At 63.6% G+C, this 21,935-nt stretch carries 19 protein-coding genes; 9 read left to right on the forward strand and 10 right to left on the reverse strand.

Annotated elements, in window-relative coordinates:
* Positions 1-4: 4 nt before the first annotated feature.
* The 6 genes from ACQ4W0_RS13505 to ACQ4W0_RS13530 form a co-directional block, all read right to left on the reverse strand.
* Positions 5-979, reverse strand: coding sequence for an HlyD family secretion protein (locus tag ACQ4W0_RS13505; RefSeq protein ID WP_436577182.1), 975 nt, complete (start codon positions 977-979; stop codon positions 5-7).
* Complete coding sequence (locus ACQ4W0_RS13510; RefSeq protein ID WP_436577183.1) at positions 979-2,391, reverse strand: TolC family protein; 1,413 nt, start codon at positions 2,389-2,391, stop codon at positions 979-981. Before ACQ4W0_RS13510 ends, ACQ4W0_RS13505 begins: the two co-directional genes overlap by 1 nt.
* Before the next feature lie 178 nt (positions 2,392-2,569).
* The gene (locus ACQ4W0_RS13515) at positions 2,570-4,174 is read right to left on the reverse strand and encodes a bifunctional aspartate transaminase/aspartate 4-decarboxylase (RefSeq protein WP_436577184.1); all 1,605 of its coding nucleotides are present in this window, start codon (positions 4,172-4,174) and stop codon (positions 2,570-2,572) included.
* 82 nt (positions 4,175-4,256) lie between these two features.
* On the reverse strand, positions 4,257-5,945 hold the full coding sequence (gene aspT / locus ACQ4W0_RS13520) for an aspartate-alanine antiporter (protein ID WP_436577185.1): 1,689 nt from the start codon (positions 5,943-5,945) through the stop codon (positions 4,257-4,259).
* Between the two features lie 56 nt (positions 5,946-6,001).
* Positions 6,002-7,684: an aspartate-alanine antiporter gene (gene aspT, locus ACQ4W0_RS13525; protein ID WP_436577186.1), complete on the reverse strand. Its 1,683-nt coding sequence runs from the start codon at positions 7,682-7,684 to the stop codon at positions 6,002-6,004.
* Between the two features lie 250 nt (positions 7,685-7,934).
* Positions 7,935-8,795, reverse strand: coding sequence for a substrate-binding periplasmic protein (locus ACQ4W0_RS13530; protein WP_436577187.1), 861 nt, complete (start codon positions 8,793-8,795; stop codon positions 7,935-7,937).
* Here ACQ4W0_RS13530 and ACQ4W0_RS13535 point away from each other — a divergent pair.
* On the forward strand, positions 8,794-8,967 hold the full coding sequence (locus ACQ4W0_RS13535; protein ID WP_436577188.1) for a hypothetical protein: 174 nt from the start codon (positions 8,794-8,796) through the stop codon (positions 8,965-8,967). The genes ACQ4W0_RS13530 and ACQ4W0_RS13535 overlap by 2 nt on opposite strands.
* A gap of 76 nt (positions 8,968-9,043) precedes the next feature.
* A complete protein-coding gene (locus ACQ4W0_RS13540) occupies positions 9,044-9,307 on the forward strand; it encodes a heavy-metal-associated domain-containing protein (protein ID WP_436577189.1) in 264 nt (87 codons plus the stop codon).
* Between the two features lie 38 nt (positions 9,308-9,345).
* On the opposite strand, the gene ubiT is transcribed toward ACQ4W0_RS13540, so the two are convergent.
* The 3 genes from ubiT to ubiU are packed head-to-tail and all read right to left on the reverse strand — an operon-like array spanning position 9,346 to position 11,852.
* The gene (ubiT, locus tag ACQ4W0_RS13545; RefSeq protein ID WP_436577190.1) at positions 9,346-9,888 is read right to left on the reverse strand and encodes a ubiquinone anaerobic biosynthesis accessory factor UbiT; all 543 of its coding nucleotides are present in this window, start codon (positions 9,886-9,888) and stop codon (positions 9,346-9,348) included.
* 20 nt (positions 9,889-9,908) lie between these two features.
* Positions 9,909-10,805, reverse strand: a complete 897-nt coding sequence (gene ubiV / locus ACQ4W0_RS13550) for a ubiquinone anaerobic biosynthesis protein UbiV (RefSeq protein ID WP_436577191.1) — start codon at positions 10,803-10,805, stop codon at positions 9,909-9,911.
* 9 nt (positions 10,806-10,814) lie between these two features.
* Entirely contained in the window at positions 10,815-11,852 is a 1,038-nt protein-coding gene (gene ubiU, locus ACQ4W0_RS13555) for a ubiquinone anaerobic biosynthesis protein UbiU (protein WP_436577192.1), read from the reverse strand.
* A gap of 162 nt (positions 11,853-12,014) precedes the next feature.
* On the opposite strand from ubiU, the gene ACQ4W0_RS13560 reads away from it, so the two are divergent.
* The 7 genes from ACQ4W0_RS13560 (at position 12,015) to ACQ4W0_RS13590 (ending at position 21,100) form a co-directional block, all read left to right on the forward strand.
* Positions 12,015-12,431 carry a hypothetical protein gene (locus ACQ4W0_RS13560; protein ID WP_436577193.1) on the forward strand — a complete coding sequence of 139 codons (417 nt, stop codon included), beginning with the start codon at positions 12,015-12,017 and terminating at the stop codon, positions 12,429-12,431.
* 118 nt (positions 12,432-12,549) lie between these two features.
* Entirely contained in the window at positions 12,550-14,298 is a 1,749-nt protein-coding gene (locus tag ACQ4W0_RS13565) for a ribonucleoside triphosphate reductase (RefSeq protein ID WP_436577194.1), read from the forward strand.
* Positions 14,295-14,495, forward strand: coding sequence for an anaerobic ribonucleoside-triphosphate reductase (gene nrdD / locus ACQ4W0_RS13570; RefSeq protein WP_436512675.1), 201 nt, complete (start codon positions 14,295-14,297; stop codon positions 14,493-14,495). Before ACQ4W0_RS13565 ends, nrdD begins: the two co-directional genes overlap by 4 nt.
* Positions 14,485-15,192: an anaerobic ribonucleoside-triphosphate reductase activating protein gene (locus ACQ4W0_RS13575; RefSeq protein WP_436577195.1), complete on the forward strand. Its 708-nt coding sequence runs from the start codon at positions 14,485-14,487 to the stop codon at positions 15,190-15,192. Before nrdD ends, ACQ4W0_RS13575 begins: the two co-directional genes overlap by 11 nt.
* Positions 15,193-15,340: 148 nt before the next feature.
* On the forward strand, positions 15,341-19,396 hold the full coding sequence (locus tag ACQ4W0_RS13580) for a Pls/PosA family non-ribosomal peptide synthetase (RefSeq protein ID WP_436577196.1): 4,056 nt from the start codon (positions 15,341-15,343) through the stop codon (positions 19,394-19,396).
* 9 nt (positions 19,397-19,405) lie between these two features.
* Complete coding sequence (locus tag ACQ4W0_RS13585; RefSeq protein ID WP_436577197.1) at positions 19,406-19,957, forward strand: 4'-phosphopantetheinyl transferase family protein; 552 nt, start codon at positions 19,406-19,408, stop codon at positions 19,955-19,957.
* Positions 19,958-20,191: 234 nt separating this feature from the next.
* The gene (locus tag ACQ4W0_RS13590) at positions 20,192-21,100 is read left to right on the forward strand and encodes a LysR family transcriptional regulator (protein WP_436577198.1); all 909 of its coding nucleotides are present in this window, start codon (positions 20,192-20,194) and stop codon (positions 21,098-21,100) included.
* Here the strand turns inward: ACQ4W0_RS13590 and ACQ4W0_RS13595 are convergent.
* Positions 21,097-21,876, reverse strand: a complete 780-nt coding sequence (locus ACQ4W0_RS13595) for an ATP-grasp domain-containing protein (protein ID WP_436577199.1) — start codon at positions 21,874-21,876, stop codon at positions 21,097-21,099. The two genes, ACQ4W0_RS13590 and ACQ4W0_RS13595, sit on opposite strands and share 4 nt — an antisense overlap.
* Between the last annotated feature and the right edge of the window lie 59 nt (positions 21,877-21,935).

A 21,935-nucleotide genomic window follows, 5' to 3' on the forward strand; every position in this document is an offset into this window, starting at 1 on the left:
GCTATCAGAGCGGTGGAAACACGACCGACATGCCCGGACGCAAGCCCTCGACCTTGATGGCGGGGCGCAAACGGATTTCAAACGTGCGCAAGTCCGTGCCGCCCGGACGGGCAGCGCGCCACGTGGCGAAATCCGGCAGCACGGCCACGGAGCTGACCTTGAAACTCAGCTGCTGTTTCAGCGCCGGCACATTCGCCGTATGCGTGCTGCCCATGGCAAACGCTGCCATTTCATCTTCGCGCACTTGCAGCACGGCCCAGGCATCGTCCAGGTTTACCAAAGTGATCACAGGGAAACCTTGCGGCGCCAGTTCGCCGGGCTGTATCTGGATCTTGCTGACTTGGCCAGCCACCGGGGCGGCGACCTTCGTTTCCGCCAGGGCGATCTGCGCTTCCGTCAGCACGGCGCCCACCTGGCGCGCCTGGGCGGCGGCGGCCGTCTTGTCTTCCGGACGGGCGCCCTTTTGCGCCATGTCATATTGCGCCCGGGCCGCCTGCGCCAGCTGGTCGGCGGCGCGCCATTGCGCTTGCGCCTCGTCACGTTTCTGCTGGGCGATCACACCTTGCTCGAACATATTGTTGACGCGGGCATACGTGGTCTTGGCGATGGTCGCCCCCGTTTGCGCCCGTTCCCAATTGGCTTTCGCGGCACGAACTTCCTCCGGCCGCGCGCCCGCTTCCGCCTTTTTCGCCACGGCATCTGCCGCTTGCGTGGCGGCCGTCGCTTGCGCGATCTTCGCATCCACTTCCGGACTCGTCAGCTGGAACAGCAGCTCACCTTTCGGCACCGTCTGGCCCAGCTTGACGTACAGCTCGCCCACCCGGCCCGGCACTTTCGACGAGACATTGACTTCCTGCGCATCCATCTGCCCCTGCAACGGCAGGCGCTGCGGCTGGAAGGCCTGGTACAGGCCCCAGCCCACGAAAGCCAGGACGATGACTGCGGCGACTATGGCCAATGGTTTTTTGGAAGTACTCATTATTTGGTGTCCACAGGTAATTGGATGTCGGCCGCGGCGGCCAGGCTGCCCAGGCGCTGCGTCTGGCCCGTCGCTTCCAGCAATTGCGCCAGCCCCATCACATAGTTATAGGCAGTCTGCGCGCGCTGGGTTTCCACCTTCGCCAGATTCAGGCGTGCGTCGACCACTTCCAGCGACGTCACTTGCCCTTGTTGGAAGGCCACTGTTTGCAAGCGGATATTTTCGCGCGCCAGCTCCACCGACGAGGCCGTGGACAAGTACTGGATGCGGGCATTCTCCAGCGCGCGCCAGTTCTTCTCGATCAGGGTGGGAATGTCGCGCTCGGCCTGGCGCGCCACCACTTCCACCCGTTCCTGGTCCAGCTTGGCTGCGGCGATCATCTTGCCCGTGTTGATGCGGTGCACGATCGGCACGGACACGACCAGGCCGATGGCCCAGTTCGAACGCACGAGCTTTTCGCTGCCGCGATTCAAGTTGTAGTTACCAATGGCAAACACGGTGGGCGCGTACTCCTTGCCGTGCAGCTTCAAGGCTTGCTCGGCCTGCACGCGCTTGCTGTCGATCTTTTTCCAGTTCGCATTTTCGCGCATGCCCGTGCTGATGAACGATTGCAAGGTGCCGACCGGCAAACTGTTGACGAACAGCGGCGTGCTGGGGCGCACTTGCGTATTCACGGCGAGCAAACGGTCGAGCGCCACTTGCGCGATTTCCTCGTCGCTGCGCGCCTGCGCCTCGTCGCTGCGGGCGCTGTCCAGGGCCACGTCGGCGCGCAGGCGTTCCGCGCGCGAAATCAGGCCGCCCTTTTCCAGCTTGGCCGCGTCGCGCTGGTGCTGCGTCACGCCGGTCGTCACTTCGGCCCGCACGGCCACCACTCTTTTCGCCAGCAGCAACTGGAAATAGCGCTGCGCCACCAGGGTGGCCAGCTGCTCTTCCGCCTCCGTGCGCTCCGCCTGCGCAGCCAGGGTCAGGCTGGAAGCGAGGCCCTTGACGGCGTCCAGGCGCCCGCCCGTGTAGATGGGCCACATGCCCAGCAAGCCGAACGAGGTCAGGTCCGTCACTACTTCGCGATTCAGGGAATTGGGAATGTGCGGCGTGGGCAAGCCGGGAATCGGTGGCAGCACCGATTCGATGCCGCCCACCACGCCGGACAGGCCGCTCGTATCGATACTCAAATCCGTCGACAAGCGGCCGCGAAACGCCGTCAAGTCCACCGACGGGCCGTCGATATTCGACAAGGCTTCGGCTTTTAATGTTTTCGCGCGCACGTCGAGCGCGGCGCCCTGCACCGTGCCAGAGGCCGCTGCCGCTTGCTGCAGCGCTTCGCCGAAGGTCAGCGGTTCCGCCAGGGCGGGCATGGCCGCGCCCAGCGCGCCCGCCAGCAATAATGATAGGTGTCCTTGCAATCTGCCCATGTAGCGTCCAGTCAATAAATGAGGGGAAAGCACGGGGTTGCCATGTTTATACTTTCACAATAGCAATTATATCTACGGATGTCTATTCCAGCCTGCACTGTTGGTTACGAAAGCTGACATGCAAAAACGGGCGCCTCTTGCGGGGCGCCCGTTTTATTCAGCGTAAGCGGCTAGCGGCTTACTTCTTTGCCTTCTTGCCGCCCTTTTCCTTTTCAAACACGGCAAAGAACTCGGACGCCATGTTGCGGATGGCGCGGCCGATGTTGGCGTAATCGTATTCGTTCAGGTTGGCCAGCGAGACGCGGCCGGACGGATGCGTGGTGCCGAAGCCGCGGCCCGGCAGCAGGATGACGCCCGTTTCCTCGGCCAGGCGGAACAGCGCTTCGTTCGGTTTCAGCTTTTTCAGCAGCCACTGCGAAAACTCCACGCCATGCATCTGCGCGGCCAGGGACTCCATGTCCAGCAGATGGTAGTAGCGCACGGAATTGGCGTCGTGCACCATCGGCAAACCCAGTTCGCGGTACAGCGCTTCCTTGCGGCGCAGCACGATGCGCTTCATCGACTGCTTGTACTTTTGCTCTTCATCCATCAGCGAGAACAGGGAGAACAAGGTCATCTGCGCCTGCACGGGCGTGGACAGGCCGGCCGTGTGGTTCAGCGCCACCGTGCGGCTGTCGGCCACCAGGCGGTCGATGAATTTCAGCTGGCGCGGCTCGGTCGTGATGGAGTGATAGCGCGCGTCCAGCTGCTTCTTGATGGTTTCCGGCAACTTGGCAATCTTGTCGTCAAGCACATTGTTTTCGTGCGTGGCGACCACGCCCATGCGCCAGCCCGTCGCGCCGAAGTATTTCGAGAACGAATACACGAGGATGGTGTTGAACGGGCAAATGGCGAACAGCGAGACGAAATTGTCGGCAAACGTGCCATACACGTCATCGGTCAGGATGATCAGATCGGGGCGCTTCTTGATGATCTTGGCGATGTATTCCAGGGTTTCATCGTCGATCTTGACGGATGGCGGATTGCTGGGATTGACGAGGAAGAAAGCCTTCACTTTCGGGTCCAGCAGCTTGTCCAGCTCTTTCTTGGTGAATTGCCAGTTGTTCGATTGCGGCGCATCGATGTGCACGGTGTTCAGCTTGTAATCATTGAGCTGGGGAATCTCGATGTACGGCGTGAAGATCGGCATGCCCAGCGCGATCGTGTCGCCTTCCTGGATGATGTGGTTCGACTTCAGGCTGGAGAACAGATACGTCATGGCCGCCGTGCCGCCTTCGACCGCGTACATGTCGAAGTTGCCGACGAAGGGATGGTCGCCGACCATTTCGCGGTGGATATACTGGCCGACGATTTTCTCGGACAGGCGCAGCATGCGGTCCGGCACGGGATAGTTGCAGCCGAGGATGGCTTCGCACATTTCATAGATGAAATCGCCCGCGCTCAGGCCCAGCTGGTCGCGCACATACGACACGGCCGCCTCGATGAAATGCACGCCCGGGTTGCCCTCGTGTTTACGCACGAAAATTTCAAAGCGCGCCTCGATGCCCTCGCGCGTGGGAAAGCCGCCCACGTCGTCCATGTACACATACGAACGTTCCGCTTCCGTCATGGCGAACTGGCCGAACTGGAAGAAGCCGTGGCGTGGCGTTGTTGCCAGGAAATTCGGGTTGCCGCGACCTGCATTCAGCATCAGGCGGTTGCTTTGCTTGGCCGTCTGGATCAGCGCATCCTTCAATTCGAAGGGGCTCAACAGGGCGAGTTTGGCAGGGTTACTGAAATCCATTTTTGCTACTCCTTAAAATGACTGACAATGTTCAGGGTTATTGCAAAGGTTCTTGCAAAGGTTCATGCAAATTCATGCAGACTCAGACGAAGGCCACAATCAGCGGCCCCAGCAAGGTCAGGAATACGTTGGCCAAGGCATACGTGATGGCAAACGGCACGGTGGGAATCGAGTTTTGCGCCGCGTTCAGCACTTCGCCGAAGGCAGGGTTGGCGCTGCGCGAGCCGGACAAGGCGCCCGCGAAGATGGCCACGTTGTCATAACGCAAAATGTAACGGCCGATCAGCATGGTCAGGATCATCGGCAAGATGGTCACGACGACGCCTACGCCAAACAGGGTCAGGCCATGTTCGCGCACGGTTTGTACGGCTTGCAGGCCGGACGTGAGGCCGACGACGGCGACGAAACCGGCCAGGCCCAGGTCTTTCAGGATTTGCACGGCGCCGCTGGGCATGTAGCCGAAGGTCTGGCGCTTGGCGCGGAACCAGCCGAATACCAGGCCCGACAGCAGCACGCCGCCACCGCTGCCCAGGGTCAGCGGAATCGAGCCGATGCGCGCCACCAGCAAACCCACCAGCAAACCGACGACGAGACCGGCGCCCATGTAGACAAAGTCCGTCTTGGCGCTCGGCACGATCATGTAGCCCACTTCGGCCGCCACGCGCTTGACATCTTGCTCGGCGCCATAAATGGTCACCACGTCGCCCGTCTGCACCACGGTTTCCGATTGCATGGGCAATATCTTGCCCATGCGGCTCAGCTGCACGACAAAGATGCCGTGACGCACGCCCGGCGCCGTGGCGCTGCGGATTTCACCCACCGTCTTGTTGTGGTAAGCCTTGTTGGTCAGCACCATGTCGCGGCGCTGCATGACCAGTTCCATGCCTTCGACGGCAAGCAATTCCTTGCCCAGCTGGGAAGAGACGCTGAGCATCGCTTCGCGCCGCCCCACCAGCAGCACGATATCGTCGGCCGCCAGCACCAGGTCCGGGCTGACGTCGATGATCTGGCCATTGCGCTTGACGCGCTCGATGGTGATGGCCGTGTTCGGATGGGCACTTTCGATTTCCTCCACGGAGCGCCCGGCGCCCGGGCCCACGTCGTAGATGCGGCCGATCAGGTCAGGCGCAGCCGGCGTCTGGCCCGGTCCCAGCACCTGCACGCCAGCCTGCAGCGCCGTTTCCGCCTTGATCGCATCTTCGCGGATGGTGCGCCCCATCAGTTTCGGCAAGATATTGACGCAGACGATGATCGCGCCAAACGAGCCGAACACATACGTCACGGCATAGCCGACGGCCACGTTGCCCTGCAGGCGCGCCACCTCGTCGGCCGCCAGGCCCAGCTTGGTGATCGCGTCGCCGGCCGTGCCGATGATGGCCGACTGCGTCAAGCCACCCGCCGCCACGCCGGCCGCCAGGCCCTTGTCCAGGCCAAAGACCTTGGCCATGATGACCACCGTCAGCAGCGCCGTCACGGCCAGCACCACGGCCAGGATGATTTCGCGCACCGACTGGCGCCCGAGGGAGTTGAAGAACTGCGGCCCGCTTTCATAGCCCACCGCGTAAATGAACAGGGCGAACAGCACTGCCTTGACGCCCGGATCGATGGCGACGCCTACCTGGCTGACGAGTACCGCCACCAGGAGTGAACCGGCGACCCCGCCCAGCTGAAACGAGCCGAACTTGATCTTGCCGATGTAGTAACCCACTGCCAGGGAGAGAAACAAGGCAATTTCAGGCGACTTCTTGAATAACTCATGCAACCATTCCATACAGACCGCCTTTCGTGTTGAAGGAATTCTTTACTACGTCCGTCCTTGCGGGCGGCTTACACATGCACCGAGCCGGCCAGGGCCACGATAAGCGGTCCCAGCAGAGGCAGTACCACGTTCGAAATGGCATACGTAATCGTGTACCCCAGCAGGGGTGTCGAGTTGCCGGCAGCGTTCTGCACGGCCGACAGGGCCGGCGTGCTGCACTGCTGGCCGGCGATAGCGCCCAGTAACACGGGCGCTTCCAGCTTGAGGAAAAAGTGGCCTACCAGCAAGGAGAGCGAGGCGGGGATGACGGCGATCAAGACGCCCATCAGCGGCAGCGACAGCCCGTACTGGCGGATCAAATCGATCGCCTGCGGTCCCGACGCCAGGCCCACGCAGGCGATGAAGGTGGCCAGGCCGATATCCTTCATCATGTCGAGCGCGCTGGGGTGGATGCCCGGCATGCCCGGCTTTCGCGCCTGGTACCAGCCGAACACCAGGCCCGTCAACAAGGCGCCGCCGCCCGTGCCCAGCGAAAAGGGAATGCCGCCCAGCTTGGCGGTAAAGCCGCCGATATACACACCGAGCACGATGCCGATGCTGGCGTAGACGATGTTGCTGCGCTCGCCCGAGGGCACGCGCTTGCCGATGGCGCCCAGCGCCGTGTTGAGCTCGCGCCCTTCCGTCGTGCCATACAGGCGCAGCACGTCGTCGCGCTGCAAGGCCAGGTCCGGCAGGGGCGGCATGCTGTGCTCACCACGGACGACGGCCGCCACATGCACGCCGGAAGGCAAGGCCAGCTGGCGCAGGGGCTGGCCCACGAGGGCCGCCTGCTGCAGCACCACTTCGACGGCGGAGACGGCCATGTTCAAGCCCGTCGTATCGGCAAATTCCTCGCCCAGGATGGCTTCGGCCGCCACCAGCGCGGGCCGGTGGCCGATCACCAGCACTTCATCGTTGTTGCGCAGGCGCAATGCCGGCTCCAGGGCAAGCACCTTGCCATGCCGGCGCACGCGCGTGATGCTGGCGCGGCCCGCGAAAATATGCTGCAAGGCATCGAGGCGGCGTCCCGCACCGCGGCTGATGCGGTAGGCGCGGCCCACCATTTCCGGCGTCGCCTGCACCCCGTCGCCATCGGTCTGCGCGCCGCCCATCTTCTCCCACAGCTTGTCCGCTTCCTCACGCAGGTTGACGCGCAGCAACAGCGGAAAAATCTGGCTGGTGACGATGACGATGGCGATCAGGCCGAAGATGTAGGTGATCGAATAGGCGGTGACCACGTTGGCCTGCAGCTCGGCGATGCGCGCCGCCGGCAGCGCCAGCTTGGAAATGGCGTCCGTGGCCGTGCCGACGACGGCCGATTCCGTCGCTGCGCCCGCCATCATGCCGGCCGCCGTGCCCTGGTCCAGGCCCAGGAAGCGCGTGGCCAGCAGCACCAGTGTCAGCACCACCACCACTTCGATCAGGCACAGCAGCCCTAAGCGCAAGCCCTTGGCATTCAGGTTGGCAAAAAACTGGGGACCGCCCGCATAGCCGAGGGCAAAGATGAACAGCATGAAGAAGACATTCTTGACGCTGGCGTCCAGAGTGATGCCCAGCTGGCCGATCAGCAGCGCGGCGATCAGGGTGCCGCACACGCCGCCCAGCTGGATGGGACCGAAGCGTATCTGCCCTACCGCGTAGCCCAAGGCGAGTGCCAGGAACAAGGCCAATTCCGGAACCTGGTGCAATACCGACGCGATCGAATCGAGCATGAGAAAACCTTCGAAAAGAGACGGTTGGTTACCCGTTCTCGGGCTGGCAGGCGCTGGCGGTTGAACGGGCGTACAGGGTCCCGCGCAGCACCAGCCCTGAAGGCCCGTGTCGGGGAAATGTTGTTACGAGGAATCATGTTCGGTGAAAAATTTATAAGTGTCAACAGCTGTTCTATTGAACTCGCCTTGCTTTTCATCAAACATCCTGCGCACGATTGAAGAGGTGGTTTGACACCGATCAACAAAACCACTAGTAATGATTTGGACGATACCAGAGTGCCTTGCGCGCCAGCGGCGTCTCCTCCGGCACGTCAGGATTGGCCAGCTCCAGCACGTACCGATGAGACAGCTTCAGACCGTCCGCGAGACGGCCAAAATGGCGCTGGAACAACTGCGCGAAACTGCCATCGGCGAGCATGGTTTCCAGCCCGATTTCAATGTGGCGTGCCAGTTCCGGCCGGTGCTTGCCGACAAAAAAATACAGCGCGGCCGGGTAGCGGATGACCAGGTGGGCATCGAGCGCCAGCGGCAATTGCGCATGGCTGGCCAGCTCGCTTTGCGCCTCGATCACGGAACGGGGAAAGTAATCGATGCGCCCTGCCGCCAGTTGCTGGAACAGGCCTTCGTAGGTGCTCGAGGTATCGAGGCGCAAGCCATTCGCTTGCAAGATGGCGGAGTCGGGCCAGTCGCGCATCTGGCCGGCAGACAGCCGCGCCAGCGCCGCGATGCTGCGCACGGCCCGCAGCAGCTGCGGCTGGCGCGCCTGGATCAGGGCCACGCGCCAGCCGATCAGGCCACGGTCGATGGGGATGCGCACCGGCAGCAATTGCGTTTCGCGCGCGCGGCTCGTCATGGCCCATACGATATCGACGCTACCCGACGCCGTGGCGATTTCCTGCATGGCGCGCGTCTGCACCATGCGCAGTTCGGAACGGCGCAATGCATACGCCTGGCCCGAACGCGCCAGCGCCAGTTGCAGCAAAGCCGTCACGTAGCCTTGCTGCGGATCATTGAGTGCCTGGTGGCGCGGATACACGAGCGGCAGCGGCGTGCCGGCGGCCGCGCCAAACGGCCACAGGCCGGCAAGCATGAGCAGGGGGCGGCGTTGCATGGCCCCTCCTTTCCAGCGCTTTCATCAGCGTTCTTATCAGAATGACAGTATCGCGCAGCAGGCCACGCTTGTCGACTGGAATAAGGAAACTGTGTATAAAACAACAGCAGTTTCAGGCTGGCCCGGAGAGAGTGAATTAATCCAGATCAATAAAACCGCAAATAGAAAATAAATCTTGCGTGCTGCTCTGGACGGCATGCGCGCCCCTCGCCTACGCTGTTTTTTTATTTGAAAAACAAGAGGAACCCATGCAGACAGCGCGCTTGAATATTATTGGAATGGATCACGAAGGCTGCGCCGACAGGCTCACGGGCGCGCTCGAAGCCGTCACGGGCGTGGCCACCGTCTGCGTCTCGCTGGCGCGCCACGGCGCCACGGTGCAATTTGACGAACGGCTGGCCACGCAGGAGCGCCTGCTGGCGGCCGTCAACGACGCAGGCTTCATGGGCGAGACCTCCGATGAGGAACAACTGCCGTCCTGCAGCGGCGCCTGCGGTCACTGCCGCCACTGAACGCCTGCTCCAGCCCTTCTCCGTTCCCCCTGCTCCGCTCAGCCTTCCCGCGCGCCCCGGTCGCGCAGATGCGCCAGCACGCGGCGCGGTCCCAGCGCCTGCAAGTCGAACGGCGGCAGCTCGATGGCGTCGAGCGTATTCTTGAACAGCAGGCCCAGCTCCGTATCGCCTTCCAGGCTCAAACGACGGCTGAAGAACAGCGTGTCCGGATCTTCCTGGCGCCGCGCCATCAGCATCAGGTCATGCACGCTGGCGGCGATGCACAGGTCCGGCACGTCCACATAGCGCTCGGCCACGAACACCGTGCCCTGCCACTCGAAATCGAAGGCGATGCCCGCATCGAGCAAGCGCAGGCGCAGGCTGCGCCCCTCCAGGCTGCGCCGCACATCGTCGGGCAATTGCGGCGCCAACAGGCGGTTCAAGCCTTGCACGAACAGCCAGGAGGCGGGATACGGCGGCAGCTTGGACAGCAAGTCGGCCAGCGGTTCGGGCAGCCGGTACGACATGGCGGGCTTGCTCATGGCGGGCTTGCTCATGGCGGGCTTGGCCGGGATGGGCAATCTTTCCAATTGATCTTGCATGGTGCTTCCTTTCGATGCGTTCAATGAGCGGCGTGCTGTTCCATGCCGGGCTGGCCGTGCCAGTAGCCGTCGCAGGCGCCGGCCGGCTGGCAGGCCGCCAGCTGGGCCTGGGCGCCCACGCCGCTGACCTGACCGCGGCGGGCGCGGTCGAAGATGGCGATGACTTGTTCCGTATGCATGGCCTGCGGGCTGATGCGCGCCACCGCCACGCCCATGTCGCGCATGGCGTCGAGTTCGCGCACCAGGTTGTAGACCAGCGCCGACTGCGTCTGTGTGCCATTCAGTACGAGGAACGGCACTTCATCGCGCGTGCGCAGCAGCAGGCCGTCCGGCTCTTCAAGGCAGCTGTAGCCGCAGTCGTCCTTCGGCAGGTTGCGGTTGCGCGCCGTGAAGCAGCGCGCGGAAAACGCCAGCGGCATGCGGCCATAGGCAAACACTTCCGTCTCCAGCCCTTCCGGTTTCTGGCGCTGCATCTCGGCCAGCGCCGCCTGCCCCATTTCCAGCGGCATCACCCAGCGCCGCGCCCCCAGGCGCGCCAGCAGTTGCAGGCTGGGGCCATTGAACAGGTTCAAATGGGGGCCGGCGACAAAGGACGCGCCCGTTTCCATGCAGTGCACGGCGCCCATGTCGTTGGCCTCGACCGTATAGCGGCCATTGCCCGTGATGCGGCGCAGGCTCGCCAGTTCGGCGCCCGCCTCGATCAGCGCCTGCGTCGACAGCACCACTTCCTTGCCTGCAGCGGTCAGCATGTCGGCGATATCGAGCCAGTCGGCCAGGCGCAGCTCATGCCGGCGCGAGCAGACGGTTTCGCCCAGATACACGATATCGACGGCGCTGCCGGCGATCTGCTGGTAAAACTCGAAGACGGTGGCGCGCGGCCAGTAGTACAGCAAGGGGCCCAGTGAAAGCTTCAGCATGTTCATCCTCTATTTCCAAGATCTGTGGTAGGCACCCAATGTGTGCTGCTGGCCCTCGGCCAGCTTGTCCATGGCCGCCATCCAGCCCGGCTTGACGGCGTAGCGCGGATTGCCTTCGCGGCAGGCGTCGATCGCTTCGCGCCACACGCGCGTGACCTGGGCCACGTAGGCGGGACTGCGCTGGCGTCCTTCGATTTTCACGGCGCGCACGCCCATGGCGATCAGTTGCGGCAGCAGCGCCAGGGTATTCAAGCTGGCCGGCTCCTCGATCGCGTAATACTCTTCGTCATTGACTTCGAAACGGCCCTTGCACAGGGTGGGATAGCTGGCGTTTTCACCGGGCGCGTAGCGGTCGATCAGCACGCCGTTCAGGCGCGACTCCAGACCGTTCGGCGTTTCCAGCCAGCGCACGGCCTTGGCCGGCGAGCACACGCCGTGGGTGTTCGGCGCCTCGCCCGTCGCATACGAAGACAAGGCGCAGCGCCCTTCGACCATCACGCACAGGCTGCCGAAACCGAACACTTCGATCTCCACCTCCGTCTTGCTGATCAGTTGTTCCACCTGCGTCATCGACAGCACGCGCGGCAGCACGGCGCGGGCGATGCCGAAATGCTCGTGATAGAAGTTGATGGCTTCATAATTCGTGGCCGAGCCCTGCACGGACAGGTGCAGGCGCAGCTGTGGCTGGTGCTGGGCCGCGTAGGCCATCAGGCCCGGATCGGCAACGATCATGGCGTCGATGCCCGCCGCGGCGGCGCGGTCGATGGCGCTACGCCACACGGCCCAGTTGTGCGGCTGCGGATAGGTGTTCAGCGCCAGCAGCACCTTGCGCCCGTACTGGTGGGCATAGCGCACACCCTCGGCGATGGCCTTCTCGTCAAAATTGAGGCCGGCGAAATTGCGCGCATTGGTGGCGTCGCGAAAGCCCAGGTAAACGGTATCGGCGCCATTGTCGACGGCCGCTTTCAAGGCAGGCAGGCTGCCGGCGGGGCAGACCAGTTCCAGCGGTCCGGCCACGCGGGTGGCGGTAGTTGATTCAAGCATCATGATATTCACAGTCCTGTATCGGCTCAGGGTGCAGACTATAGCCCCTCCCATGCTGCCCAGTCGTTGACGCAGGTGAAGGAATGCATGCATGGCGGGCGCACCTTCAACTTGCTTGACCTGGCTGTAAAATGCCCCACTTTTCTCCCTCTTCGATTGTCCACCATGACCCGCAAACCGCTGCTGATTTTTCTTCTGACACTGTTCCTCACCGCGCTGCAAGTGCAGTGGGCCGGCCCGAACGATGGCTATGACGCAGGGACCCTCTCGGTGCTGTCGCCGGAAGTGCTGGGCGCCTATCCGGGCGTGCTGCTGCTGTTCCTGCTGGCCGTGTTCGCGCGCCGCCAACTGCCGCTGCTGCGTCAGGCCGCCATCTGCACGGGCCTGCTGGCCATCTACTGGCTGCTGGCGAACTACGCCACCTTCGATGCGCGCGTGGCCAGCTGGAGCACCTATTCGCCGCTGGAAATCTGGGCCCAGGTCCTGCCCGCTTCCGTCGCCAGCATCGCCGCCTGCGGCGCCGCGTTCTTTTGCGCGAGCTGGCTGATCCTGCGCGAAACGCGCTGGAACAAAACCGGCTGAGGTGGTTTTTTCACCTGGATCAAGGATACGCGAATCGCTTGCACGCCACCTTTGACTACACTACATTTAGTAGATAACCTTCATAAAAACACCGCATGTTGTGTTTATTGGAGGTTTCATGACGACGAATGCAGTTTCCCCCACACGCGGCCAGGTCGATGTCGCCGCGTCCATCAATGAATACCTGGAACGGCGCGACTGGCGCGTGAACGCCAACGCTAACCAGGGGTATTCCCTGGGTGGCCTGATCCTCAATGTGTCGGGCAAGGTCATCGCCAATTACTGGCTGGACCAGGTGTATCCGCCGGAAGTGGGCGCGGCGCACCGCGAAGCGGCGCTGCACATCCACGACCTCGACATGCTGGCCGGCTATTGCGCCGGCTGGTCGCTGCGCACTTTGCTGCATGAAGGCTTGAATGGCGTGCCGGGCAAGATCGAGTCGGGTCCGCCGAAACACATGTCGAGCGCCATCGGCCAGATCGTCAATTTTCTGGGCACCCTGCAAAACGAATGGGCCGGCGCGCAGGCGTTCAGCTCCTTCGACACCTACATGGCGCCCTACATCCGCAAGGACAGCCTGCGCTACGAAGACGTGCGCCAGTACATGCAGGAGCTGATCTTCAACCTCAACGTGCCATCGCGCTGGGGCACGCAGACGCCGTTTACCAACCTCACTTTCGACTGGGTCTGCCCGGACGACCTGCGCGAGCAGATTCCCGTCATCGCCGGCCAGGAGATGGACTTCAGCTATGGCGAGCTGCAGGCGGAGATGGACATGATCAACCGTGCGTATATCGAGATCATGATGGCGGGCGACGCCAAGGGCCGCGTCTTCACCTTCCCCATCCCCACCTATAACATCACCGAAGATTTCGACTGGCATAGCGAGAATGCGGAACGCCTGTTCGAGATGACGGCCCGCTACGGCCTGCCCTACTTCCAGAATTTCATCAATTCGGAACTCAAGCCGAACATGATCCGCTCCATGTGCTGCCGATTGCAACTGGACTTGCGCGAACTGCTGAAACGGGGCAATGGCCTGTTCGGTTCCGCCGAACAGACAGGTTCCCTGGGCGTGGTCACCATCAACTGCGCGCGCCTGGGCCACCTGTGGCGCGGCGACGAAGCAGCGCTGCTAGCCGACCTGGACCACCTGCTGGAACTGGGCAAAATCAGCCTGGAAATCAAGCGCCGCACCATCGAGGAACTGATGCAGCAAGGCCTGTTCCCCTACACGAAGCGCTACCTGGGCACCCTGCGCAATCACTTTTCCACGCTGGGCGTGAACGGCATCAACGAGATGATCCGCAATTTCAGCGGCGACGCCTACGACATCACGTCCGCCGAGGGCCATGCGCTGGCGATACGCCTGCTCGACCACGTGCGCGCCCGCATGGTGGCCTTCCAGGAAGAGACGGGCCATATGTACAACCTGGAAGCGACACCGGCCGAGGGCACCACCTACCGCTTCGCCCGCGAAGACCGCAAGCGCTATCCGGCCATCCTGCAGGCGGGTACGCCGGACAACCCGTATTACACGAACTCGTCGCAGCTGCCCGTGGGCCACACGGACGACCCGTTCGAGGCGCTGGAATTGCAGGACGCGCTGCAGCGCAAGTACACAGGCGGCACGGTGCTGCACCTGTACATGACGGAAGCGCTGTCGGACGCCAACGCCTGCCGCGAACTGGTGAAACGCGCGCTGAGCCGCTTCTCGCTGCCCTACATCACCGTCACGCCCACGTTTTCCATCTGTCCGCGCCATGGCTACCTGGCCGGAAAACACGAATTCTGCCCCACCTGCGACGCGGAACTGATCGCCCGCAAGCAGGCCAACCCTGTTCCATCACTTGAGGAAACACCATGAATGCACGTCCCGACTTCACTCCCGCCATCACCCTGCTCGACACCGAACGCCAGCGCTGCGAAATCTGGACCCGCGTGATGGGCTATCACCGCCCCGTCGCCTCGTTCAACATCGGCAAGCAGGGCGAATTCCACGAGCGCCAGTATTTTACGGAAGCGAGCGCCCGGGTTGGCCAGCCCGCCTGCCATGGCAGCTGAACTGAAAGTGGGCGGCCTGACGCCCTTTTCCGCCACCGACTATCCGGGCAAGCTGGCGGCCGTGGTGTTCGTGCAGGGCTGCCCCTGGCGTTGCGGCTATTGCCACAATCCGCACTTGCAGGTGCGCACGCCGGATGGCGCCATGCCCTGGCGCGACGTATTGACCTGGCTGCGCCGCCGCGTGGGCCTGGTCGACGCCGTCGTCTTCAGCGGCGGCGAAGCCTGCATGGACCCGGCCCTGGAACGCGCCATGCTCGATGTCAAGGCGCTGGGTTTCGGCATCGGCCTGCACACGGCCTGCATCTATCCGCAGCGCCTCCAGGAAGTGCTGCCCCTGGTCGATTGGGTGGGCTTCGACATCAAGGCGCCGTTTGCCGACTATCGTCATGTGACCCGCGTGGCCGGCAGCGGCGACCCGGCGCGCGCCTGCCTGGACGCCATCCTCGCCAGCGGCGTCGCCTACGAATGCCGCACCACCACCCACCCGGACCTGCTGCCGGACGAGCAGTTGCTGGCCCTGGCCACCACCCTGGCCGCAAAGGGCGTCGACAACTATGTGCTGCAGCAGTTCCGGGCCGAAGGCTGCCTGGATGCGGCGCTGGCCGGCCGCCCCCTGCACGGCTATCCGGCGGCGAGCACTGTGGCGCAAATCGGCGCCATGTTTCCCCGTTTTACATTCCATAATCACGGCAGTTGAGCCTGCAACCACATAATTTCGCAAAGCCCCGCAAAATTACCCGTTCTACAACGCTGAAATGTCTTGCGTGCTGTAATGTATCAACTGTGCTGCGCACCATGCGCAGCCCGTCAGATTCCTCACACAGCATTACAGATAAGCGTCATCCATGAACGATTTCACCGCAGTCAGCCCAGGCATCCCTTCCACCCACGCCGACATCCTGTACGGCCCGCCGCGACCGGATCTGCTGCGCGAGGAAGTGCTGGCCGACCTGCTCGAAGCGACGGCCCGCCGCTGCCCCGCACAGATCGCCCTGATCGACGGCGAGCGCCGCATCAGCTACGCCGAACTCGATGCTCAGGCGGGCCTGGCCGCATCGCGCCTGGTGGCGGCCGGCGTCAAGCCTGGCGACATCGTGGGCCTGTGGCTGCCGCGCGGCGCCCCGCTGCTGCTGATGCAGGCGGCTATCGCCAAGGCGGGCGCCGCCTGGCTGCCCGTCGATGAAGACACGCCCGTGGAACGCCTGCAAGTGTGCCTCGATGACGCCAATGGCGCTGGGGTCGTCAGCTGCGCACAGTTCGCGCCGCGCCTGTTTGATGCCGGTATCAAGCGCCCCGTGTGGACGGCGGAAAGTCTGCTGGCCCCCGCCGCGCCGGGCGAACACCTGCCCGCGCGCGGCGCCGTCCTGCCCGGACACCCAGCCTATGTGATCTACACGTCGGGTTCCACGGGCAAGCCCAAGGGCATATTGATCAATCAGCGCAGCATCTGCCACTTCCTGCGCAGCGAAAACGCCGTGCTGGAAGTCGCGCAATCCGACACCGTCTACCAGGGTTTTTCCGTCGCCTTCGACATGTCGTTCGAGGAAATCTGGATCGCCTACCTGGTGGGCGCCACCCTGTGGCTGGGCCCCAAGGATATCTCGGGCGACCCGGAAGCCTTGCCGCGCGCGCTGGCCGTGAACAAGGTCACCGTTCTCCACGCAGTGCCGACCTTGCTGGCCCTGTTCGCCGAGGAAGTACCGAGCCTGCGCCTGATCAACCTGGGCGGCGAGATGTGCCCGGAATCCCTGGTCGAGCGCTGGTCGCGCCCGGGCCGCGCCATGTTCAACACCTATGGCCCAACCGAAGCGACCGTGTCGTGCAGCCTGGCGCGCCTGCGGCCCGGTGAATCCGTCACCATCGGCACGCCGCTGCCCAACTATGGCTTGCTGGTGCTGCAGGTGGCCGAGCCGGGAGAAAACCGTCCCCTGGTTCTGCTGCCACGCGGCGAAACGGGTGAGCTGTGCATCATCGGCCCCGGCCTGGCGGAAGGCTACCTGGGCCGGCCCGACCTGACGGTGGAAAAATTCCTGCCCAATCCATGGGCGACAAGCGAGGATGACGCACGGCTGTACCGCACGGGCGACCTGGCCCGCATCGATGCCGACGGTCAGGTGCTGTGCCTGGGCCGCGCCGACGATCAAGTGAAAATACGCGGCTTCCGCGTGGAACTGGGCGAAATCGAAGCCGTGCTGGCGCAGCAGGCGGGCGTGGGCACGGTGGCCGTATTGTTGCGCAAGGATGATGGCATCGACCAGCTGGTGGCCTACATCGTCGGCAGCGACGATGCGAGCGACGACGCCCTGGCCGCAAAAACCCTGCGCGCGTCCCTGAACCTGCATTTGCCGCCGTATATGGTGCCTGGCCGCTTCGAGCTGCTGCCGCTGATGCCGCGCCTGACCTCGGGAAAAATCGACAGGAAGGCCTTGAAAGCCATGCCGCTGTCCGCCCCGCCGGCAGGCGAGGCGGGCGAATCGGACGTGCCGGAAACGCCGGCCGAAGCGGCCCTGTTCGCGGCGCTGTCCAAGCTGTTCCCGGGCCAGGCCATCCTGCGCCAGCTCGATTTCTTCAGCGACCTCGGTGGCCACTCCTTCCTGGCCGCGCGCCTGGCGTCCGCCCTGCGCGCCGATCCGGCCTACGCCCACATGACGGTGCGCGACATTTACCAGAACCGGCAAATCGGCAAGATCGCCGCCGTGCTGAACGAAGTGCCCGCGCTGGCCACGCCGGAAGCCGATTGGACGCCGCCATCGGCCCTGAAGCGCTGGATCTGCGGCGCCGCCCAGGCGGCGGCCGTGCCGGGCCTCGTCACCCTGCGCATGGCGCAGTGGATGGCGCCCTTCTTCACGTATCACTTCTTCACGGGCGACACGGGAGATACCGTGCCGCGCGCCATCGCCGCCTCGATCGGCGTGTTCCTGCTGGCGACCTTGGCCGAATTTGCCATCGCGATTGCCGGCAAGTGGCTGATCGCCGGGCGTTTGAAACCGGGCAGCTATCCGCTGTGGGGCATCACCTACTACCGCTGGTGGCTGGCCGACCGCCTGGTCGAATCGGCGCCCGCGTATCTGCTCAGCGGCTCGTCGCTGAACAGCTGGTGGCTGCGCGCGCTGGGCGCGAAAGTGGGCAAGGAAGTGGTCATTGGCTCGATGACCCTGCGCGCGCCCGACCTGCTCGACATCGGCGACAACGTCAGCGTGGGCAATGCCGTCAACTTTGAAAACGCCCGCGTGGAACGAGGCTGTTTGCTGCTGGGCCGCATCCGCATCGGCGACGACGCCTGCATCAGTTCCTACGCCATCCTGGAAGGCAATACCGAAGTGGGTGCCTACGGCCACCTGGAGGGACAATCCGCGCTGGCCGACGGCGTGAGCGTGCCGGCTGGCAGGGTCTGGACCGGTTCGCCCGCGCGCGACATCGGCCCCTACGACACGGCCAGCCAACCTCCGCGCCCCGCCGTGTCGCGCTTGCGCCTGACGGGCGAAACCCTGTTCTTCTGCTTTGGCATGGTCTTGATCGCCGTGCTGTTCTTCATGCCCGTCTTCCCCAGCTTCGTGCTGATCGACTGGTTCGACGAGCGCGAAATGATGCCGTGGCTGCAGGGCCGCGACGTGACGACCCAGCTGGCCCGCTACTTCCTGCTGGCCTTTCCCGCCAGTGCCGTGCTGATCGTGCTGACCGCCCTGCTGTCGGCCGCCATCCGCTGGGGCGCGCTGCCCCGTTTGAAGCCGGGCAGCTCGCCCGTGCACAGCAATATCTATTGCGCCAAGTGGCTGGTCAGCCATATCCAGGAGTCGAGCCTGAATGTCCTGCATGGCATTTACGCTACCGTGTACGCCCCTTACTGGTACCGCCTGCTGGGAGCCAAGGTCGGCAAGGGCGCCGAGATTTCCACGGCGCTGGGCGTAGTGCCCGACATGCTGACCCTGGGTGACGACACCTTCATCGCCGACGCCGTCATGCTGGGCGACGAACAGATCGACGGCGGCTGGATGACCATGCGCCCCACCATCATCTCGCACCGCAGCTTTGTCGGCAACGGCAGCTATATCCCGGACGGTACCGTGCTGCCCGAACACGTGCTGATCGGCGTGCACACGCATGCGCCACGCAATGAGCAGATGCATAGCGGCGACACGTGGCTGGGTTCTCCCCCCATGCACCTGCCCGCGCGCGAACAGGTCAGCGGTTTTGCCGAGCACCTGACGTTCAAACCCTCGCTGCTGCGCCGCCTGGGCCGCAGCCTGATCGAAGCCTTCCGCATCGTCGCGCCGCACGCGGTGGTGATCGCCGTCGGCTACACCCTGGTGCTGGACGTGATGCCGATCGCGGGCGCCGGACGCTGGGGCGAAGTGGTGGGCGACCTGGCCATTGCCGGCATCGCCTACGGCATCGGAAATTTCCTCGTCGTGGTGCTGTTCAAGTGGCTGCTGCTGGGACGCTACCGCAAGCACGCGGCGCCCATGTGGACGCCATTCGTGTGGATTTCGGAAGGCGTGACCAACCTGTATGAAGGCATCGCCGTGCCCAACTTCATGCGTTACCTGCGCGGCACGCCGTGGCTGCCGCTGGCCTTCCGCCTGTTCGGCTGCAAGATCGGCCGCGGCGTCTACATGGACACCACGGACATCACGGAATTCGACTGCGTGCACATCGGCGACTACAGCGAATTGAACGCGCTCACCTGCCCGCAAACGCATTTGTTCGAAGACCGCGTGATGAAGATCGACCATGTGGAAATCGGCCAGCGCGTCTACATGGGCCCGCGCAGTTCCGTGCTGTACAGCGCCAAGGTGGGCGACAATGCGCGCCTGGGGCCCTTGACCCTGGTGATGAAGGGCGAACACATCCCCGCCGGCAGCAACTGGGCCGGCTGCCCGGCGGCACCTTTGCGTAGCTGATCGCAGCTGATGGATTCTACGGTGCTCTGCTCGGGCGACGGCGTGCTGGTGATCGGCGTCGCCGCCGTCCTGCCGCGCACCGAGGCCCGCCAGCGCATCCGCGCCGCCATGCGGGCAGCGGCGGCGCAGTGGCTGAACCTCGCTATCGACGCCATCACGCTGGAATCAATGCCGGGCCAGCCTCCCCGCCTGCTGCTGGCCGGCCGCGCGGCGGGTTTGTCGTTCAGCCACGACGAAGGACTGTCGCTGGCCGCCATTAGCCTGCATGGCGCTGTCGGCATCGACGTGATGCGCGTGCAAGAGATTCCCGACTGGGCGAATCTGGCACGCGATTACCTGGGGCCGCAGGTGGCGCAGGAGCTGGCCGCCTGCCCTGCCGCCCTGCGCCCCGCAGCGCTGGCACAGGCATGGACGGCGCGCGAGGCGGCGCTCAAGTGCACGGGTTTACAATTGATGGAGTGGGATAGGGCAGCACTGAATTGTCATTTGCAAGCTGTGGAGACGCCGCAAAATTTCGTGGCTATGTTAGCGACAATCCGGGGTCAGACCCGACGGGTCTGACTCCAGCTTTACGCCGTTGGGTTGATTCCCTATTAATCCTCTTTACCGTCATCAGCTCGACCGATCTGGACGAAAATCAGTTTTACGATAATACTGACGAGCAGGCCCAGCACCCCGATCAATTCCAGCATGGTCTTTCCTTTGCAGTGACAGCAGACCAGGCCACTGTAGCCTGAACGCCGGGGCAAGGCTAATATCAAATCAGGCAGTCACCGATCTCGAAAAGGCATACGATTGATTTCCATCAGACAGTTCCGCTACTTTGTCGAAGTCGTCGATGCAGGCAGCTACTCGCGCGCAGCGGAAAAGCTGTACATCGCGCAATCAGCCCTGAGCCGGCAGATCAAGGAGCTGGAAACCGAAGTACAAGCCTTGCTGCTGACGCGCGACGCGCGCCATATCGAACTGACGCCGGCCGGACAGATATTTTATGAACGCGCCAGGCGCATCCTCGAAGATATCGAGGAAACCGTGCGCCAGACGCGCCATGTAGGGCAAGGGGCGCAAGGCATCATCCGTCTGCTGCATTCGAGCTCCGTGACCCTCACGCCCGCCATCGGCGCCGTGCTGAACCGGCTGCTGGCGCAGTTTCCCGGCGTTTCGCTGGACGTATCGAAAGGCTCGTCGGAAAACCAGGCAGCCGATATCGAGGAAGGCCGCGCCGACCTGGGCCTCGTGCGCCTGCCCACCTTGCGCAAGCACGCCAATATCGTCGTGCGCGAACTGTTTGCGGAAAAACTGGTGGTGGCCGTGTCATCGGTCTCGCCGCTGGCCGCGCTGCAGCGCACGACGATTGCCGCCCTGCGCGACGAGGCGTTCGTCTCGATCCCGCACAAGGACCGCGGTGGCCTCAGCTACCTGGTGGCGGGCCTGTGCCTGGCGCAGGGCTTCTTTCCCAAGGCGGCGCGCGCCCTGTCGCGCAAAACCTCGCAGCTGAACCTGATCGAGGCCAACATGGGCATCGCCATCGTCCCCGACAGCATGCGCCTGGTGGCGCCGCCCGGCGTGCGTTTTATCATGCTGCCGGACGAGGAGTCGCATTCCGTCGTGGGCCTGATCTCGCCCCGCGCGGCCAGCGACATGGTGGCCGCCTTTACGGAAGCGTTCGTGCGCGAGATGGCCGACTTGCAGACGGCTGATTAAACCTGCGCCAGCATCGCCATGAATTGTGGCGCCGTCCATTGCTTGCGATCCGATACCTGGCCATCCCCTAGTTCGATCAGCCGCAACTGCCCTTTGTCAGAACTGACAATGTCTATGGAGAAAAATGGACTGTCGATGCGCGCTGCAATCGAAGCCACCATGGCGGGAACGCTACCATGGCGTCCATAGGCCCGGCTGTGCCAAGAAAAATAGCGCTCCTCCGTGTCCGGGAGCAGCGTTTCGTAGCGCCGAATGCACACTCCCCCCTCGACCGCGCCGCGATACTGTTCGATCAAATCGACCACCAATGCGATCTCGCATGCCGTGGCGGCGATGGAGCCTCGCGTGCTGGTCAGCGACTTGACATGGTCCTTGACGAAAAAGGCCGGCCAGTCCTTGCCAGCAACGGCGGCGACAAAATCCGCATCGCGCGCGGCGAAGACGGTCTCTGGCGTATCATCGACGCAGGCGGCATACCACTCGGGCAGATGATGGCAGCGGCGGTACTGAGCCGTGTCCGTGTCCAAGCGCGCTCCCTGTGCGGCGCACGCATCGAACAGCGCCGCATACCGTTCTGGCCGCAACATCCAACCACGATAGACGATAGACTCGCCCGCAGCCAGTGCCGGCCGGGGCCGGAACACGCCCTCCTCGAAATCCTCGAACGAAAACAGCGAGCAGGCCATGCCCATGTCGGTAGCGGCTTGCCACTCCTCGACATAGTTGTCGTCAACGGAGGACTTATTGAAAGGATCGCAGGGAAAGAGCAAATGCATACGAAGTGGCTCCATAGCTATGAAAGGGGGAAATATTGCCGCAGGAGTCTATCACCATT

Source organism: Janthinobacterium breve, assembly GCF_051380895.1.
In the GTDB taxonomy this organism is placed as follows: domain Bacteria; phylum Pseudomonadota; class Gammaproteobacteria; order Burkholderiales; family Burkholderiaceae_D; genus Janthinobacterium.